The sequence below is a fragment of the Herbinix luporum genome (assembly GCF_900070325.1).
GTDB classification, from domain to species: Bacteria; Bacillota; Clostridia; order Lachnospirales; family Lachnospiraceae; genus Mobilitalea; species Mobilitalea luporum.
Genome location: NZ_LN879430.1, coordinates 653625 through 671774, shown reverse-complemented (window position 1 = coordinate 671774; position 18150 = coordinate 653625). Strand labels below are relative to the sequence as shown.

Genomic DNA, 18150 nt, shown 5'->3' with positions numbered 1-18150 from the left:
ATAAATTCTTCAAATAAAATTTAAACCTAATATGGATTTAGAAATATTTTCACACTTATCTATTATGTTCATTTTGGAGTAAATCATTCAAAAGCCAGTTAATATAAAAAAACAGCCCCAATACTCAGTGAAATTTATGAGTATTGGGGCTGTATAAATAAAATTTTTAAATTATAAATATATCTCTTTGGTAGCCACACTCTTAGTAAATACTTTATCATGTTCTATAAATGCAATTGTAGGCTTGTAGGCTAAAAGCAGCTCTTCTATTTGGATTCTGCTAAATACATCGATAAAATTCAAAGGTTCATCCCAGAAAAATATATGGGCAGGTTCTGCAAGGCTTTTTGCCAGAAGTACCTTCTTTTTCTGTCCTTGACTAAAATACCGGATATCCTTATCAAATTGATCTCTTTCAAAATCCAACTGACGAAGTATTGTTTTAAAAATAGTTTCATCCACTCCATATTTAAAAGAAAAATCCTTTAAGGACCCCTCCAGCCAAGAAGTATCCTGGGATACATAGGATATTTTTAGGCCGGAAGCAATATAGGCCCTACCCCTATGTTTAATATCTTTACCAAGAAGCAGCTTTAGTAGGGTGGTCTTTCCTGAACCATTCTTACCCCTTATGGCTAGCCTATCACCACTTTTTACAGTTAAGTTAATATTTGAAGCAATTTTTTTATTTTCATAAAACAAGGATAAATCTTCAAGCTCTATTAGTCTTTTCTTATGGAAGGGTATAATATTCATCTTAAGAGCTTCTGTCTCTTCAATGTTTTTAAGCAAATCTTTCTTTTCCTCAAGGGTATTTAACTTCCTTCTTTCAATAGCTTTTGCTCTTTTCATCATTTTAGCAGCTTGATGTCCCACATAACCTCTATCGAAAACATGATTTCCCGTTTTTGATGCTTCTATTTTATCAGACCAGGAGCCGGCCCTTCTTGCAGCTTCTGATAGGGAGGAAATCTCTTTTATCAACTGCTTATTTTTCTCAATTTCATAATTATCCCTTAATCTTTTATTGTGATACCAAGAAGAATAATTACCCTTTTCAACTTCAATATTGGTCCTGTTAATAGAAAGGACATGGTCTATACATTTATCAAGAAAAGCCCTATCATGGGATACAAGAATAAATCCCTTTTTTGACTGAAGATAGTCTGCCAATATCTCACGGCCCTCCATATCCAGATGATTGGTAGGTTCATCTATTAGCAAAAAATTATTCTTCTTTAAAAATAAGGCTGCAAGCATAATTTTTGTACGCTCTCCAAAACTTAAGGTATTAAAGGGCCTTGTCAGTATATCTAAATCCACCTTAAGTTTTCCCAGTTCTTTTTGGATAAGTTCATCTATAATATATCCGTCATGCTGTTGATATAATTCCAAAAGCTGCCCATACCTGTCGATATTACTAAGCAGGCATTCTTCCATCTCCTTCTCCCATTCTTTAAATGGTGCAATTATATCCTTTATAAGATCCAGTGTATTTCTTTCTATATCTTCTATTTCAAAAGGAAAATAGTCAAAATTAACCCCGGCTCTTATACTGCCCCTATATTCATATTTCCCCATTAAAAGATTTAAGAAAGTAGTTTTACCCTTACCATTTCGTCCTATAAATCCTAGCTTCCAATCGGTATCAATCTGAAAGCTGACATTTTCAAATATCATATCATAAGCCGTATCATAACTAAAAGATAGATTATTAACTAAAATTTGTGACATTATTATTCCTCCTAGGTAATTACCCTAAATAAATACCGGTTTACAATAAAAAAACATACCACAAGAAATTATCCTTCCTGTGGTATGTTAAATCTAGCCACTATTAATTAATAATCACAAAATACACCATAATAAAATATATATGGGTACAATGAGATTAATTTATATAAAGGAATGATAATTTCTTGCCACAATAATATCACCCTAAAGCCACAATAAGCCTAGGAGATATTGTAACCGACAAAAATGCCATATTCATAAGCATTCTTATTCATCTTTTTAGCAAGAAATATTAGAACATTCCTTCAACCTCACTTTATATCTTTTTTTACATATTACTATTAATAAACAATTATGTCAATTATTTAGTTGCTCTTACTTTCATTTTCCCTTAAAAATATATCAATAAATTTCAAATAATCCTGATATGAGAATAATATATCTAGAAGTTCTGATAAACCTTCCGAAGCTAGCTTACCTGTTGGATAGGCAGGTGCTATATTCCAGTTGGTAATAGGATTTCCAACCGGTGCAGTACTTGCCATATTCACCTTAGTTGCCCCTGCTTGTCTGTTATTAGTAGACTTTACAGTACCGGCAGTAAAATCCTGCTCCATAAATTTCATTACCTTAACTACATAATTTTGAGTTTCTTTAAAGGGAGGAACTCCTCCGTATTTTTTAACATTTCCCATACCGGCATTATAAGCTGCCAAGGCCAGCTTAGTATCACCATCATAACGTTTTAGCAAATCTGCAATATATTTTGCCCCACCCATTATATTTTGCTCCGGGTCAAAGGGATCTGTAACTCCTAAGTCCTTAGCAGTACCTGGCATAAGCTGCATAACCCCCTGTGCCCCTGCTTTAGAAACTGCATTGGGATTAAAATTGGATTCTGCTTTACCAATGGCCTTTAACAGATTAACAGGAACATTATATTTTTCTGAAGCCTGCTCAAATATTTCATCTAAACTTTTTTCTTTCTCTAGATAGGATGAAAATGTGGTATTAGCTGTCCGTCCCACTTTGTTAGTCTCATAATCTGCAGCCTGTATAATATTTGAAACACCATTGATTTTTGACATCTTTTCCTCCCTCGTAACTATAGCTTATAATAAGGTCCTTCTTAATTCTTCATTAGATTTTATGGAAAGATATGCCGGTGCAATATCAAATACCGTCTTTGCTCCGTAAATACCTTCTTTATTAAGTCTATATACAGCCCTGGCATATGCTAATAATACATTGGCCGTAAAATCCGGATTAGCATCAAGCTTTATGCTATATTCAATAAGATGATTGTTTTCATCATTAAGGCCGGTTTTTCCGCTATGGATAACTACACCACCATGGGGCATTTTACTGTGATTTTTCTCTAATTCCTCTTTTGAAATAAAGTGAACAATTGTATCATAATCACTAAAATAATTTGGCATAGATTTAATCTCATTCTCTATCCTATTAAGGTCAGCCCCATCTTCTGCTACTACAAAACATTCACGAAGATGTTTTTGCCTTGGTGTAAAATCCGGTAATTCACCTTTTCTTACTCTATCCATGGCCTCTTCTATAGGAATTGTATACTGTTTTGCATCCGCAACCCCTTCAATTCTTCTAATGGCATCAGAATGTCCCTGGCTTACTCCCTTGCCCCAAAAAGTATAGCCTTTTCCCTTAGGTAGTATGGCCTCTGCATACAGACGATTTAGAGAAAACATACCGGGATCCCAACCACTGGCTATTACAGCTGTCTTTTTTGCCTTTAGGGCTGAGTCATTTACAGCATCATAATATTGGGGAATATTTGCATGGGTATCAAAGCCATCTACAGTATTAAATAATCCTGCAAATTCCGGACCTTGGGTTGGAAGATCTGACTTACTTCCTCCACATAAAATCATTACATCTATTATATCGGTCATTTCCTTAGCATCCTTAATATGATAGGCTTTAGCATCTTTTGTGGTAAGCTGAATATCTATTGGATTTCTTCTGGTAAAAACCCCTACCAGTTCCATATCCTTATTTTGAAGTATTCCCTGTTCTACGCCTCTTCCCAAGTTGCCATATCCTAGTATTCCTATTCGAATTTTATTCATAAGCGTCCTCCTATTCCTATGGAATTTTATATATCTTCAGTGGATTTATGCTTTACTTGTAGTGTAGATTATACCATAACTTATTCTTGGTTACAAAAATTTTCTTATTCTGATATAGTTAATTAAAATCATTTTACTTTAATATTCTTATAGAAAAATGGACTTTTGCCCATAGTTATTAACTATTTGCAAAAGTCCATATATTACATATGAGATATATTATATATAAAATATATTATTAAGCCTTAAGTCTAGCTTCCAAAGCATCCAGCTGATTTGCCAGTTCCTTAGGAAGTTTTTCGCCGTAGCTGGCGTAGTGCTGTCTTATTGAAGCAATTTCTGCCAACCACTCATCTTTGTTAACAGAAAGAAGTTCATTCATATCTTCTTCACTGATATCTAAGCCTGTTGTGTCAATAGCATCCGGTGTAGGTAGATAACCGATTTCAGTCTTAACTGCCTTACCGGTACCATTGGTTCTTTCAACAATCCACTTTAATACTCGGCTGTTATCACCAAATCCAGGCCATAACCATCTTCCCTCTTCGTCCTTACGGAACCAGTTTACGTAGAAGATCTTAGGTAATTTGTCAGGATCAGTCTTCTTGCCGATATCAAGCCAGTGCTGTAGATAATCACAAACATGATATCCACAGAAAGGAAGCATAGCAAATGGATCACGACGTACTTTACCGATATTGTCGGAAATTGCAGCAGCAGTTATCTCTGATCCCATTATTGAGCCAAGGAAAATTCCATGCTCCCAATCAAAGCTTTCATGTACCAAAGGAATAGTGCTAGGTCTACGACCGCCGATTAAGATAGCACTAATAGGTACTCCGGCAGGATCTTCCCATTCAGGGGCAATAACAGGACACTGACTGGCAGGTGCTGTAAATCTTGCATTAGGATGAGCTGCAGGATCCTTAGAATCCGGAGTCCAATCATTACCTCTCCAGTCGATTAAATGATCAGGTGCTTCGGTTCCAATGCCTTCCCACCATACATCACCGTCATCGGTAAGAGCTACATTGGTGTAGATTGTATTTTTAGCCATACTGTGCATCGCATTAGGATTTGAGTCCATTGATGTACCCGGTGCAACTCCAAAGAAGCCGGCTTCAGGATTAATAGCATAAAGCCTTCCGTCTTCACCAAACTTCATCCATGCGATATCATCACCAATAGTTTCTACTTTCCATCCTGGAATTGTAGGTATCAACATGGCAAGGTTTGTCTTACCACAGGCACTGGGGAATGCTCCAGTAATGTATTTTACATTTCCTTCAGGATCTGTAAGCTTAAGTATTAACATATGCTCAGCCAGCCAGCCCTCTTCCCTAGCTTGCACTGAAGCAATACGAAGAGCAAAGCATTTTTTACCAAGAAGAGCATTGCCGCCATATCCGGAACCATAAGACCAGATTGTCTTCTCTTCAGGGAAATGGCTAATATATTTCTGCTCCATAGGAGCACATGGCCATGTGGAATCTTTTTCGCCCTCTTTTAAAGGAGCCCCTACTGAATGAAGACATTTTACAAAATCTCCATCCTCGCCTAAGGCCTCAAGAACCTCGTTTCCAATCCTGGTCATAATTCTCATGTTTACTACAACATAAGGGCTATCGGTTAATTCTACACCAATTTTGGATATAGGTGATCCGATAGGACCCATGGAGAAAGGAATAACATACATGGTTCTTCCTTTCATACAACCGGTATATAACTCAGTCATAGTAGCCTTAAGTTCATCCGGATCTACCCAGTTATTTGTTGGACCTGCATCTTCTTTTCTTTTAGATGCTATAAATGTCCTATCTTCCACACGTGCTACATCTGAAGGATGGCTACGGAACAAATAACATCCGGGGCGTTTCTCCTGATTTAAACGTATAGCCATACCGGACTCAACCATCTCATTTAAAAGACGATCATTTTCTTCCTGTGAACCATCACACCAATAAATCTTATCAGGCTGGCACATTTTTGCCATTTCATCAACCCATGCTTGTAACTTTTTGTTCGTAATAGCTATTCACCACTTTCTATTTATTCTAGTTTATATATGCAGCTTTCTACATTAAAGATATTATAATTTTGTAAAAAGTCTTTATACAATATCTAAATGTAGAAATACACTACTTATTATACCTAATTTTACTATGGAATAAAAGCTTTTAATGAAATTTTAACAATACTTCCTTATACTGTCAGATTAATTAGATCAAATATAGAATAATGTTAAAAACGGTCGCCGGTAACACTTATAATTACCGGCAACCTTTTAATTGAATCTTTTTAGTTATCGATTAATTTGTTTTTCTTAGTCCAGCTCATCATATTGCGAAGCTCTGCTCCTACCTTTTCTAAAGGATGTTCTGCTTCAATTTTTCTTTTTGCATTGAAGTTAGGGCAGCCGATTTGATTCTCAAGGAGCCAGTTTCTTGCAAAGGTTCCGTCCTGAATATCACTAAGAACCTTTCTCATAGCATTCTTTGTTTCCTCTGTTATAATCTTAGGACCGGTAATATAATCACCATATTCTGCTGTATTGGATATAGAATATCTCATTCCGGCAAAACCACTCTCATTAACCAGGTCAATTATTAATTTCATCTCATGGATACACTCAAAATATGCATTGGCAGGATCATATCCGGCTTCTACTAAAACTTCAAAACCAGCTTTCATAAGAGCGGTTACACCGCCACATAATACAGCCTGCTCACCAAAAAGGTCGGTCTCTGTTTCTTCTTTGAAAGTTGTCTCAAGAACACCTGCTCTTGCACCACCTATTCCTAATGCATAAGCCAGTGCCAAATCATGAGCCTTTCCGCTTGCATCTTGATGAACTGCTAGCAAGCAGGGAACACCTTGTCCCTCTAGGTACTGACTTCTTACAGTATGTCCGGGGCCCTTTGGAGCTATCATCATAACGTCTACATCCTTTGGAGGAATAATCTGACCATAGTGGATGCAGAATCCATGGGCAAACATTAAAGCATTACCGGGTTCTAGATTAGGTTCAATTGATTCTTTGTAAAGCTTAGCCTGTTTTTCGTCATTAATTAAAATCATAATAATGTCTGCCTTCTTAGCTGCTTCTGCCGCAGTGTATACTTCAAATCCTGCTGCCTCTGCCTTAGGCCATGATTTACTTCCCTCATAAAGTCCAATAACTACATTTACACCGGAATCTTTTAGATTAAGAGCATGGGCATGACCTTGGCTACCATATCCTATAATAGCTACTGTCTTTTTGTCTAATAGTGATAAATTACAATCCTGTTGATAATAAATCTTTGCCATATTAATCTATCCTCCATTTTTTAGGTTAAAATTTTTATCGTTCATCAATAAAGTCTGCTATATCTCCGGAACCCCTGCTAAGACCGGTAATTCCTGTCCGTACTAATTCCATTATTGTGTAAGGTTCCAGTAATTTAATAAAGGCATCTATCTTTTCTTGATTACCTGTAAGCTCAATCATAAGAGATTCCAGTGCTACATCAACGATTTTTGCCCTAAATATATCTGCTATGGATATAATTGCTTGACGTTCCTGTCCAACGGCGCCGACTTTTACCAAAATCAACTCTCTTGTAACAGATTCACCACTTACCAGTTCCTGAATTTCGATTACATCCTCAAGCTTTTGTAACTGTTTTCTAATTTGTTCTAGTATCTGATCGTCTCCATGTACCATGACTGTCATTCTTGAAATGGCGGGATTTTGAGTTTCTCCTACAGTCAAGCTGTCAATATTATAGCCTCTTCTACTAAACAAACCGGCAACACGGCTTAGTACTCCGGCCGTATTTTCCACCAGTATTGACAAGACCATACGTTTCATAGCATTCTCCTCTCTATATGTAGATACAGTCCTATTATTTTATAAGAATAGCCCCGGCACAACAGTACAACTGTTATGGGGCTAGTGCTGCTGTATAAAAATAAAGTTATAAGATTATTTTTAATTGAATGATATTGTAGCAATTACACACTTGTTTGTCAAGTGCTGACACTACTTTATTTAAATATTAATAAAGCCTTGATTTTCAAAGAAAAAGCCTTATATGCTACTTTTTTATAATCTTGCATAATAATTCATTGATATTAACTGATAAATTATAATAATTCATAAATCACACTATAATCATTAGTCCAATATTACGAATAATTCCCGATTTTAAATATTTATATTTTATTATAAGTAATCTTCTTTTTATAAATCCGTACTTATACAAATTTGCAAATTGCCGTATCAAGTCCATATTTTTATCCCTAATTAAATCATGATATAAATTTACAAATTCATCAGCTTGATGCTGTAGAGCTAACAATGCTTCTTTTTGCTTTTTTAAACTAGAGACTCGGTCAATTACATAGGACATAAAACCCCTGTTACCTACTACATTTGATTCATGTTGACGATAAAGAAGGGTTGCTTCTTCTATAAAACTGATTTTTCCTAAACTTGCTCCTATTAAGCCCAGCCATCCGTCATGAAATCTAGCCTTCTTTGGCAGGGGCTTACTCTTTAGAACTCTCCGTACAGCTCCATTAATCATAACAGTACAGCCAATCAGCTTATTCTCCATTAACATATGGGCAAGATCTGTCAAGCCGGGATTTAACCTGCCTGAACGAAAAAAGGATTCATGTATGACATTCAATCTACTATCTACAACACAAGCGTCAGTAAACACTACAATTGGGAGCTTTTTTCCGAACTGAATTTCCATCTGCTTCATTCGTTTTAAGGTCTTTGCCACTTTGTCCTTATTCCATACATCATCTTGATCACATAACATTATATAATCTGTACTTGTATTGCTGATGGCATTTAAAAAATTTAAAGTAACTCCCATGTTAGTTTTATTTTGGCTGATATAAATCTTATCAGGATATAAACTTTTATAACGGTTTAATATCTCTATCGTAGAATCTGAAGAACCGTCATCAACTATCTGAAGTTCTATTTCTTTATAGGTTGAGGATAAAATAGAATTTATTTGCTCTTCTAAGTACTTTTCACCATTATAGGTTGCCATTACAATAGTTACCTTATCCATGTTTCATTCTCCTGCTTAAATCCTTTATTTCACACCATTTTTCCAATAATTTTTATTCATGGTGCATTGTATTACAAAATTATCAGGTAATTTAAGATAGTTTATCCCTAATTTATAACCGAGGTATTTGAAGCCTGAACTTAAAATTAAATCAGGTATCATTAAAAATTTCTTATTGTCAATCAAATGCTGTAGGGTGTTTTTAACTAAGCGTATACCCTCTGTTTCAGTACCTATATTAAGAAATATATGGGGAAACTGTCTATGGGAAACCCCCAGGTCAAAATTTCTTGATAACTGCTGCAAATAAGAATAAACATGGGAATGAATAACCCTGGCTTCTGCTTGATAAGCAATCTTATAACCGGCATGAATCATGGTATGAGCCATAATCATATCCTCATTAAATATTGTTCTTTCAACAAAACCACCCAGTTTATTGTATACATCTCTTCGGTAAGTAGCACATACATTGGAACAAAAATATGTTTTTATACCCAGCTTATTTATATCCATATAAGATTTTATCATGCTTTTATTAGGATAATTAAAATCTCTGGTATAGCGTTCCAGTATATCTGCTTTTTCATCGGGCAGCTGCCTAGCATAAGTTGCCGCTACCTTTGGATCTTTATATGGCTCCAACAATTTTTCCATAAGAAGCTCATTTTCCGGTACCGCATCCTGAGTCATAAACATAAGAACATCAGCTTCAGACATAGAGGCACCAAACCTACGGGTTCCTCCGTGGTCAAAATCATCTTTATTAATATAATGGATTTCTATATTATCTCTTAGGGAAGGTCCGCTTATTGCCTTAATATGGTTTATATCATCTACAGTTTCTAGAAGCAGTATCTTTTTAGGTTTTATAGTCTGTTCCTCTAACATATCAAGAAGCTTAAAAAGCTTATTATCCGGCTTATATATAGGTATAATAACATCAACATCAAAATCTTTTATCTCTTTATCTAACACTTTATTATCCCCTTTCTCTTATTGTAAGGGCTTAAGAAGCCGCTTTACTAACTCTACTGCAGCCCCTGCATCGGGAGAATATCCGTCTGCCTTAATTTCCTTAGCATAATGCTCGGTAATAACCGCTCCTCCAATGATGACTTTGGCTTTTAAGCCTTTTTCCCTTACTTTTTCAACAACCTTTTCCATCTCTACCATGGTTGTGGTCATCAAGGCCGATAAGGCTATTATATCAGCGGACTCTTTTATTGCAGTATCTATAATTTTATCAGTGGGTACATCTTTGCCCAAATCAATTACCCGGTAACCATAATTTTTCAGCATTAGGGCAACTAAGTTTTTTCCTATATCATGAATATCACCTGCTACTGTAGCAATTACAATAGTCTCTTGATTTTTTACACTTTTTGTACTTATAAGCATAGGTTCAAGATAATCAATTGCCAGTTTCATAGTTTCTGCAGAAGAGATAAGCTGTGGCAGAAAATATTTCTGAATTTCAAATAATCTGCCCACTTCATTAATGGCAGGAATCAACATCTTATCTATAATATCAGCCGCTGCAATATTTTTATCCAACTCTTCTTTTACAAGCTTTATAATATCTTTTTTATTTCCCTTTAACACCCCCTGATAGATTGGGGATGTATCCTTATTATCAGGCTGAGTCTCCTTTGTATCCTTATGACTAATACTTTCCTTAGCTTTTTCCTTAATCTCTATATCTGATACATTGTTAATATATCTTTCAGCTGCTCCTTCCTTTCCAAGCAAAAGATCGGAAGCAAGGGCAGTATTCATAAGAAGATCTTGAGAAGGATTGGCAATAGCCATAGTTAGTCCTGCCTGTATGGCAAATGCCAAAAAAGTACTATTAATAAACTGCCTTTTAGGAAGGCCAAAAGAAATATTAGATAAACCGATTATAGTTCCTACTCCCAGCTGGTTCTTACAATACCGGATTGTCTCTATGGCATCTAGGGCCGCATTGGGGTTGGCTCCTACAGTATTAACCAGACCGTCCACTATAACATCCTCTTTGGTAAGACCCAGGGCAAAGGCCTTATCCAGTATATTATGGATTATTTGCTTCTTTTCTTCAAAATTACCGGGCAGACCTTTATCTGATAAGGGAAGAAGAATAAACATTGCACCATATTTTTTTGCCAGGGGAAGAAGTTTTTCTATTTTCTCTTTTTCGTAGGAAATGGAGTTAATCAAAGCCCGTCCTGGATACACCCTTAGGGCAGCCTCCATAACTTCAGGATTGCTAGTGTCAATTAAAAGAGGTAAATCCGTAACATTCATAACCTCTTCCATAGCCTTAAGCATAGTTTCCTTTTCATCAATGCCGCTCATTCCCACATTAATATCAAGAAAATCTGCTCCCTGATTAGTTTGTTCTGTTGCCATACGGGAAATCAGTGAAAAATCCCCTTTTCTCAGACTTTCTTGAAGATCTTTCTTGCCCGTAGGATTAATCCTTTCACCAACAACCATAAATCTACCCTCTAAGGATATGGGTATGGTTTTTCTTTCAGTTGTTAAAGCCCTATAATGGGTCTTATTTATTTGGGGAGCTTTCTTTCCCTCTACACTTTCTGCCAGCTTCTTAATATGCATAGGAGTAGTTCCACAGCAGCCCCCTATAATACCCGCACCTTCATCTACAAGCTTAATCATTTCCTGGGAAAATTCACAAGGCTCCATGGGAAATACGGTTTGCCCGTCTTTTAGATAAGGTACCCCTGCATTAGGTTTGGCTATTAAGGGAACATGGCTTATCTGCTTCATCTGCCTTATAATTTCATGCATCTTATCGGGACCTGTAGAACAATTAAGGCCAACTGCACAAGCACCCATTGCCTGCAATACAGTAACGGCTGTTACCGGGTCAGTTCCATATAAGGTGCGGTTATTTTCCTGATAAGTTAAAGAGACCATAACGGGCAGGTCACACAGCTCATGGGCAGCCAAAAGTGCAGCCCTACATTCCTGAAGGCTCATCATGGTTTCTATTACAAAAAGATCCACACCGGCAGATATAAGATGGCTCATCTGTTCTTTATATACATCTACAAGCTCCTCAAAGGAGAGCTTACCAAGGGGAGCTACCATCTCTCCGGTCATGGTAATATCTCCGGCAATATATATTTTTCTCATATCACCTGTATTTTGTCGATATAATTCCACTGCTTTTTTACTTATATCCACTAATTCATTATTATAATAAGCAATACTATCTTCTTTCCCGTATTCTTTTAGCTTAATCCTATTAGCCGTAAAGGTGGGGGCATATAAAATATCGGTTCCTGCCTCCAAAAATTCCTTATGTAGTTCTATAACTATATCTTTATTATTAACCATCCACTCTTCAGGACATATACCGGAATGCATTCCTCTCTTTTGTAAGTTACTTCCGCATGCTCCATCCAAAATGACTATTTTTGATTCTGTTAATAATTTAAACTCATTCTTTGTCATTATTACCCTCCAGTTTAAATTTTGACACTAGATACAACCTATTTAGATAAAACATAGTAGCTCCTACCATGACCAGTGAATATATTGAATAGAAAATTCCTCTGCCAAAGAAAAAATGAATACCCGTAAGAACCCCCTTACTTATCATAGCCAAAATCCAACCGACCATAAGTTCATTAACACTCCATTTAGTCTGAGTACATTGAAGTACAGATATTACTCCCTTTATTATAATAAATTCTATCAATATCTCAAAAGCTGCAGTCAGAAAATGATAACCGGCCATCTTTAAATATAATTCCCTAAGAACTAAACTATAGGGAAGCTTTATCATAGTTATTTTTAAATAAATAGAAATGGGTATACATATCATAGCAAAAATAATATTAAAATTATATTTTAATAAAAACAAGGAAGCTATTAAAAGAAAAGCATACCCTAAAGTATCAGAAAAAATATCTATATAAGGACGGATTCCGATTAAATTATTTATAATCTTACCTTGAATTTCATCACCTAACTCATCTACCATCTCCATAGGTGGATAGTCTTCTCCTATCGGAACTTGTATATCAATCGCCAAGAATATGATACCGATTGCCAGTAAAATTAAGGCTTTTTTCATAATCTTCCTCCTTAGTATTCCCAGTGATTATTTCAATTATATCTTATTATAAAAGCTATCACAAGCAAAAAATGGATGTATACATAAAGCCTATTAAAAGAATAATGAAAGTTCAAATAGCAAATACTGACTCTATAACTGAATAGAAAGGAGCTGATTTTATGATGAATTTCAGCGGTTTTATAGATACCGGAAGTCAATTTAATGGCGGAATGTCAGATTCCAGTATAACTCATTTCTACTTAAATAATAAATCTGAAATAGAAAAACGCTTAGACGGTCTAGACGAAGATACCAGACAAGAAGTACAAAAACATTTAGATGAATTTAGCACAGTAGAACAAATGGAAATGTTTATTAAGCAGAAAACTAGTGGTGGCGACCAAATTATATAAGAGGTGATTGATATGTCATATGTAGCTCCGGCTATTAAAGATAAATTTGAAACCCTTTCAGTAGATTTAAAAAATTTGATTTTGGATCGAAATGTAGAATTATATACAATCCATGATTTAATTAATGTCTTAGACGATATTGTAAAAGAAGCCGAAGCCGAAGAAAATGAATAAATCATAAGTTTCCATAACAAAAGCTGGTACATTTTGCACCAGCTTACTTTATTATTATGTATTTTCATTTTCCAAAAGCCTAAGCAACTTATACTCTGATAGGGGCTTACTTAATAGATATCCTTGACCTAGATCACAATGATAATTTATTAAATACTGCATCTGCTCTTTAGTTTCAATGCCTTCTGCAATAACATTAAATTTAAGCTCATAGGCTAGTCTTAGTACATTTTTAATTAATAAAGTATCCACACCCTCTTTTGTAATAGCATTAATAAAGCTTTTGTCTAATTTTATAATATCAATTGGGAATTTCGTTAAGTAATTTAAGGAAGCATAACCTGTACCAAAATCATCTAAGGCTATTTTAATACCTTTTTTCTTTAAATTACTTAACCTTGTAATTACACTATCAACATTTAAAATATCAGCTGTCTCTGTAATTTCTATAACAATCTTGGAATAGTCTACAGAATAACTATCTAATATCTGTTCCCATTCACTAAAATTAATATTACTTGTAAGTGTTTTTGTAGATAAGTTAATAGCCAATTCTATATCGGTAAAACCCTGTTTTTCCCAGAGCATTTTCTGTTCTAAAGCTTTTTTTAATACAAGTCTTTCCAACCGATAAATCTGACCGGTTCTTTCAGCAATAGGAATAAACTCAGCAGGGGAAATATAGCCTTCCTTAGGATGTTGCCATCTAAGCAAAGCCTCCATGCCTGTTAGTTCCTTATTACTGAGCCTATATTGAGGTTGATATTCAAGATAAAACTGTTCCTGTTCTATTCCCTCCTGTATATAATTTATCATGTTGGCTAATTTCGTATTTTCTTCCCTTAAGTCATCTTTATAAAATAAGACTCTGTTTTTTCCCTCTCTTTTTGCACCATACATGGCAATATCAGCATTTTTTAATAGATCAGATGTATCTTTTCCATGTTCAGGATATATTACTACCCCTACACTCATTGATATATAAAATTGCCTATTTTGATAAGTCCATATCCTATTTATATAACTTAAAAGTTTTCCAACCTCTTCCATTATATCCTCATGGCAGCTACTGTTAAATAAAATAGCAAACTCATCCCCACCAAGTCTAGCCACAAATGTCTTATCTTCAACTTTTTTTATTATGCTTTCCACAAAATACCTTAGGAATACATCTCCTGCCTGGTGCCCTAAAGAATCATTAATATTCTTAAAATTATCGATATCCATATAAGCAATTGTAAAAGCAGAATCTTCTTCCTTAATACGTCTGGCAATTTCTTGTTCAAACATAAACCTGTTGGGTAGTCCAGTCAGAGGATCATAATATGCCATAAGTCTGATTTTTTCTTCATATCTTTTTCGTTCCTCAATATTAGTGCCTATGGAAACATATATATTATCTCCCTTGTCTGACTCTGAATCTAATATTTTACTACTCCACAAAATATCAATTGTTTTACCGCTCTTAGTAATAATTGCTCCGTCATAATTTAGGGCATTATCACTTTTTTTAATATCCTGATATATCTCTTGAAATTTAGAATCCTGCTCTTTAGAAATTAAGATAGGCCAGCCCGGTCCATCTACCAGCTCATCTTGGGAGTAACCGGTGATTTTTTCACCAAAAGGATTAATAGACAAAATCCGTCCGTCATCATCCCAAGTGATTATAATGGATGGTGCTTCTGCAATAATATTTTCATTTAGCTTCTTCTGATAACTCAGTTCAGATTCCAAAAAGATCAATGCATTCCATAATTTGACACGACGTTTTATTAGTATATAAACTAAAAGGGTTGTAACTAAAACATAAAACCAACCCTTAATTGTTTGAAAGTATTTATATTTTTCCATATTAGGTAAAAGATATCCTAATATTGTATCCGAAAATAAAATCCACATACCACCAAAAAATGCATAAATCAAAGAAATTTTATATGCATCTTTAGACATATTTTTTTTATCGAATTCTTTATTTTTCTTTTGTGCCATATTCTTAAACATATTATCTCCTTGTATAAAATGCACAAATTATGGCGGTAAATATACTTTTATTATATTTTATATACTATTATATGTCAAATATCTACTACCATCTTACCTGCCATCGTTCATTGTACTTACCGTTTAGGTTTTCTTTAAATGCTTGCTTTTTTATAGTTACTTCCTTTTCTTGCTTCTCTTTAAGCAGCCGTCTATATAGTTCTTCATCCAAAGGTAAATCTATCCAAGAATCTAACCAATCAGACATGTAGGCTGCATTACTGATGGTTAGCCCATTAATTCCTTCATATCCGGGAGCAAGAAGATCTTTATTATATAATATGGCGTCGGTAAAATTCTGTAAGATTCCTATATGGCCGCTTTCAGGCTCTGTTTGTTTAAATTCCTCATAATAAACATCTATATTAGGAGAAGCAGCATCAGTGGTAAAACGTATCTCCCGTTCATCGGATTCAAGACTATAAAACTTTAATATTCCTTCTTCTATTATAACTTTACCTTTAGTACCTATATACTCCATTCGATTAGTTCCCGGGTATTCACCGGTTGATGTTATAAATACAGCCGTTGCTTTATTGGCATATTCAGCCACTATAGTAACATCATCCTCAACAGTAATATTATGATAGTGACCATATTTGCAGAAAGCCCGTATTTTAACTGGCATACCGGTTATCCACTGCCAAATATCAAGATTATGGGGACATTGGTTCATTAGTACTCCACCGCCCTCCCCACTCCAAGAACCCCTCCAAGTTCCCGAATTATAGTAAGCCTGGGTTCGATACCAGTTACTTACAATCCATGTAAACCTTTTTATTTCCCCCAGTTTACCTTCCTCTACCATACTCTTTAGACGGGCAAATAGGGGATTTGTTCTTTGATTATACATAATAGCATATATTTTTCCTGATTCTTTAGCCGCTTTGTTCATCTGTCTTACATGAAAAGTATCAATTCCTGCAGGTTTTTCTGTTAATACATGAAGATTGGCCCTAAATCCATCCATGGCTATAAAAGGATGAAGACTATGGGGAGTTGCTATTAAAATGGCATCTACCAGTCCACTTTTTAATAATAAACGATAATCAGAATATAATGGTATCTGCATACCGAAGGTGTTTTTAGCCCATTTAAACCTATTTGGGTCTATATCACATAGGGCTGTCAGCTCTAGCCCTTTAATTTTTCCATTAAATATATTAAGGGCATGGGCACTTCCTATATTTCCTATGCCTATAATTCCAATTCTAACTTTGTTCATGTCGCGACTCCTTATTGCAGCCAAGTATGATTTCCGGCAGCTTTAACAGCTGCCGGAATCTACTCAAATACTTGAGTATTTATATTAAATGACTAAGCCCTAAAATAGATTAATAATTTCCCACTGTTATATCATCAGGGGGTAGGTTTTCAATGGCAGTAGCTTTTTCATAAAAACGTACTGCATTCTTTAAAAGACCGTCAAAAGTATAAAAATCATCATCTTTAGATAAGGGAAGTTTAACAATTTCCTTTTTGCAACCTGCTTTGTAAATAGCAGAAATAAGCTCTATGGTTCTACGGCCATCCTCTCCGCTTATAAGTGGTTTTTTATTATTTTCAATTGCATTTAAAACATCTTCAATCTGTCCTGTATGTCCTTCGTATTTAAGATCAGGAAGGGATTTATAAAACTCCTCAATTTTATTAACTAGTTCCTTGTTACCACCTTCTTGAGGGAATCCGTTAGGTCTAGAAATTTCAGCTTTCACATCCCAAGGTGCTGATATTTTAGCATCTGCACACTGCAGTTCAATACCTTGTTCTTCCCCATGATGTACAACAGAGCTTGTAACTTGAGCCAAGCTACCGTCCTGATAACGAAGCACTGCAATAGATAAATCCTCTACCTCAGAATTATCATGCATTACATTGGCAAGCATGGCTGTAACTTCCTCAGGCAAGGAGCCTTCAATCCAGTTAACCATATCAATATGATGAACAGCATGATTAAGGGTTGGTCCACCGCCTTCTTTTTCCCATAAGCCCCTCCACCATAAGTCATAATAACTATGACCACGCCACCAATAGGATTTGACATTGGCATAGCAAATCTTTCCTGCAATACCACTTTCAGCTGTTTTCTTTAATTTATATATGGAATTTCGAAAACGGTTCTGTGCTACACATGACATTACCACATTATTTCTTTTTTCAGCCTCCAACATGGCGTCACATTCTGCCAAGCAGGTAGCCATAGGTTTTTCTACTACTACATGCTTTCCGGCATTCATGGAATTAATTGCAATCTCTGCATGAACATAAGGGGGTGTACATATATGAACAATATCTATCTTAATGCCTGAGGCCAACATTTTCTCATGATCATCAAAGATTTCGCAATCTAAATTATATTTTTTATTTAATGCCTCTGCCTTCTCGGGATATATATCACAAAGTGCAACTATCTTACAGCGATCTGAAAATTCTAATAAACCTTCTACATGGATAGGGGCAATATTACCGGTTCCTACTATAGCAACATTTAACATAATATATTTCCTTTCTATGCTCCATTTATATATATGAGTTTTTTA

The 18150-nt window shown here is 35.2% G+C and carries 15 protein-coding genes; 2 read left to right on the top strand and 13 right to left on the bottom strand.

Annotation, left to right across the window (positions count from 1 at the left end; all coding sequences use genetic code 11):
- Window positions 1-171 precede the first annotated feature (171 nt).
- The 10 genes from abc-f to SD1D_RS03075 all read right to left on the bottom strand — a co-directional run bounded on the left by abc-f (window position 172) and on the right by SD1D_RS03075 (window position 12998).
- A complete protein-coding gene (abc-f, locus tag SD1D_RS03120; RefSeq protein WP_058257569.1) occupies window positions 172-1734 on the bottom strand; it encodes a ribosomal protection-like ABC-F family protein in 1563 nt (520 codons plus the stop codon).
- Window positions 1735-2099: 365 nt separating this feature from the next.
- Window positions 2100-2822 carry a lytic transglycosylase domain-containing protein gene (locus tag SD1D_RS03115; protein ID WP_058257568.1) on the bottom strand — a complete coding sequence of 241 codons (723 nt, stop codon included), beginning with the start codon at window positions 2820-2822 and terminating at the stop codon, window positions 2100-2102.
- 24 nt (window positions 2823-2846) lie between these two features.
- Complete coding sequence (locus tag SD1D_RS03110; protein ID WP_058257567.1) at window positions 2847-3836, bottom strand: diaminopimelate dehydrogenase; 990 nt, start codon at window positions 3834-3836, stop codon at window positions 2847-2849.
- Window positions 3837-4074: 238 nt separating this feature from the next.
- Window positions 4075-5865: a phosphoenolpyruvate carboxykinase (GTP) gene (locus tag SD1D_RS03105; protein WP_330398653.1), complete on the bottom strand. Its 1791-nt coding sequence runs from the start codon at window positions 5863-5865 to the stop codon at window positions 4075-4077.
- Window positions 5866-6134: 269 nt separating this feature from the next.
- Window positions 6135-7145 carry a ketol-acid reductoisomerase gene (ilvC, locus tag SD1D_RS03100; protein ID WP_058257565.1) on the bottom strand — a complete coding sequence of 337 codons (1011 nt, stop codon included), beginning with the start codon at window positions 7143-7145 and terminating at the stop codon, window positions 6135-6137.
- Window positions 7146-7179: 34 nt separating this feature from the next.
- Window positions 7180-7689 carry an acetolactate synthase small subunit gene (gene ilvN / locus SD1D_RS03095; RefSeq protein WP_058257564.1) on the bottom strand — a complete coding sequence of 170 codons (510 nt, stop codon included), beginning with the start codon at window positions 7687-7689 and terminating at the stop codon, window positions 7180-7182.
- A gap of 292 nt (window positions 7690-7981) precedes the next feature.
- On the bottom strand, window positions 7982-8911 hold the full coding sequence (locus tag SD1D_RS03090) for a glycosyltransferase family 2 protein (protein ID WP_058257563.1): 930 nt from the start codon (window positions 8909-8911) through the stop codon (window positions 7982-7984).
- Window positions 8912-8935: 24 nt separating this feature from the next.
- Window positions 8936-9889, bottom strand: a complete 954-nt coding sequence (locus tag SD1D_RS03085) for a glycosyltransferase family 2 protein (protein ID WP_058257562.1) — start codon at window positions 9887-9889, stop codon at window positions 8936-8938.
- Window positions 9890-9907: 18 nt separating this feature from the next.
- Window positions 9908-12373: a homocysteine S-methyltransferase family protein gene (locus SD1D_RS03080; protein WP_058257561.1), complete on the bottom strand. Its 2466-nt coding sequence runs from the start codon at window positions 12371-12373 to the stop codon at window positions 9908-9910.
- Complete coding sequence (locus tag SD1D_RS03075) at window positions 12360-12998, bottom strand: hypothetical protein (protein WP_058257560.1); 639 nt, start codon at window positions 12996-12998, stop codon at window positions 12360-12362. The genes SD1D_RS03080 and SD1D_RS03075 overlap by 14 nt, the downstream gene beginning before the upstream one ends.
- Before the next feature lie 161 nt (window positions 12999-13159).
- Between SD1D_RS03075 and SD1D_RS03070 the strand changes: the two genes are divergently transcribed.
- Window positions 13160-13393 (top strand): hypothetical protein, encoded by a 234-nt coding sequence (locus tag SD1D_RS03070; protein ID WP_058257559.1) that lies wholly within the window; start codon window positions 13160-13162, stop codon window positions 13391-13393.
- Window positions 13394-13405: 12 nt separating this feature from the next.
- Complete coding sequence (locus tag SD1D_RS12255; protein WP_058257558.1) at window positions 13406-13567, top strand: hypothetical protein; 162 nt, start codon at window positions 13406-13408, stop codon at window positions 13565-13567.
- 54 nt (window positions 13568-13621) lie between these two features.
- On the opposite strand, the gene SD1D_RS03065 is transcribed toward SD1D_RS12255, so the two are convergent.
- The 3 genes from SD1D_RS03065 to SD1D_RS03055 form a co-directional block, all read right to left on the bottom strand.
- On the bottom strand, window positions 13622-15571 hold the full coding sequence (locus SD1D_RS03065; protein ID WP_058257557.1) for a putative bifunctional diguanylate cyclase/phosphodiesterase: 1950 nt from the start codon (window positions 15569-15571) through the stop codon (window positions 13622-13624).
- Window positions 15572-15656: 85 nt separating this feature from the next.
- The gene (locus SD1D_RS03060; RefSeq protein WP_058257556.1) at window positions 15657-16835 is read right to left on the bottom strand and encodes a Gfo/Idh/MocA family protein; all 1179 of its coding nucleotides are present in this window, start codon (window positions 16833-16835) and stop codon (window positions 15657-15659) included.
- A 109-nt stretch (window positions 16836-16944) separates the two neighbouring features.
- Entirely contained in the window at window positions 16945-18105 is a 1161-nt protein-coding gene (locus SD1D_RS03055) for a Gfo/Idh/MocA family protein (RefSeq protein ID WP_058257555.1), read from the bottom strand.
- Window positions 18106-18150: the final 45 nt, after the last annotated feature.

Coding starts and splice junctions, on each gene's coding strand:
- SD1D_RS03090 (WP_058257563.1), bottom strand. CDS start 8,911: ATGGATAAGGTAACTATTGTAATGGCAACCTATAATGGTGAAAAGTAC.
- SD1D_RS03080 (WP_058257561.1), bottom strand. CDS start 12,373: ATGACAAAGAATGAGTTTAAATTATTAACAGAATCAAAAATAGTCATT.
- SD1D_RS03065 (WP_058257557.1), bottom strand. CDS start 15,571: ATGTTTAAGAATATGGCACAAAAGAAAAATAAAGAATTCGATAAAAAA.
- SD1D_RS12255 (WP_058257558.1), top strand. CDS start 13,406: ATGTCATATGTAGCTCCGGCTATTAAAGATAAATTTGAAACCCTTTCA.
- SD1D_RS03075 (WP_058257560.1), bottom strand. CDS start 12,998: ATGAAAAAAGCCTTAATTTTACTGGCAATCGGTATCATATTCTTGGCG.
- SD1D_RS03070 (WP_058257559.1), top strand. CDS start 13,160: ATGATGAATTTCAGCGGTTTTATAGATACCGGAAGTCAATTTAATGGC.
- SD1D_RS03110 (WP_058257567.1), bottom strand. CDS start 3,836: ATGAATAAAATTCGAATAGGAATACTAGGATATGGCAACTTGGGAAGA.
- SD1D_RS03055 (WP_058257555.1), bottom strand. CDS start 18,105: ATGTTAAATGTTGCTATAGTAGGAACCGGTAATATTGCCCCTATCCAT.
- abc-f (WP_058257569.1), bottom strand. CDS start 1,734: ATGTCACAAATTTTAGTTAATAATCTATCTTTTAGTTATGATACGGCT.
- SD1D_RS03115 (WP_058257568.1), bottom strand. CDS start 2,822: ATGTCAAAAATCAATGGTGTTTCAAATATTATACAGGCTGCAGATTAT.
- ilvN (WP_058257564.1), bottom strand. CDS start 7,689: ATGAAACGTATGGTCTTGTCAATACTGGTGGAAAATACGGCCGGAGTA.
- SD1D_RS03060 (WP_058257556.1), bottom strand. CDS start 16,835: ATGAACAAAGTTAGAATTGGAATTATAGGCATAGGAAATATAGGAAGT.
- ilvC (WP_058257565.1), bottom strand. CDS start 7,145: ATGGCAAAGATTTATTATCAACAGGATTGTAATTTATCACTATTAGAC.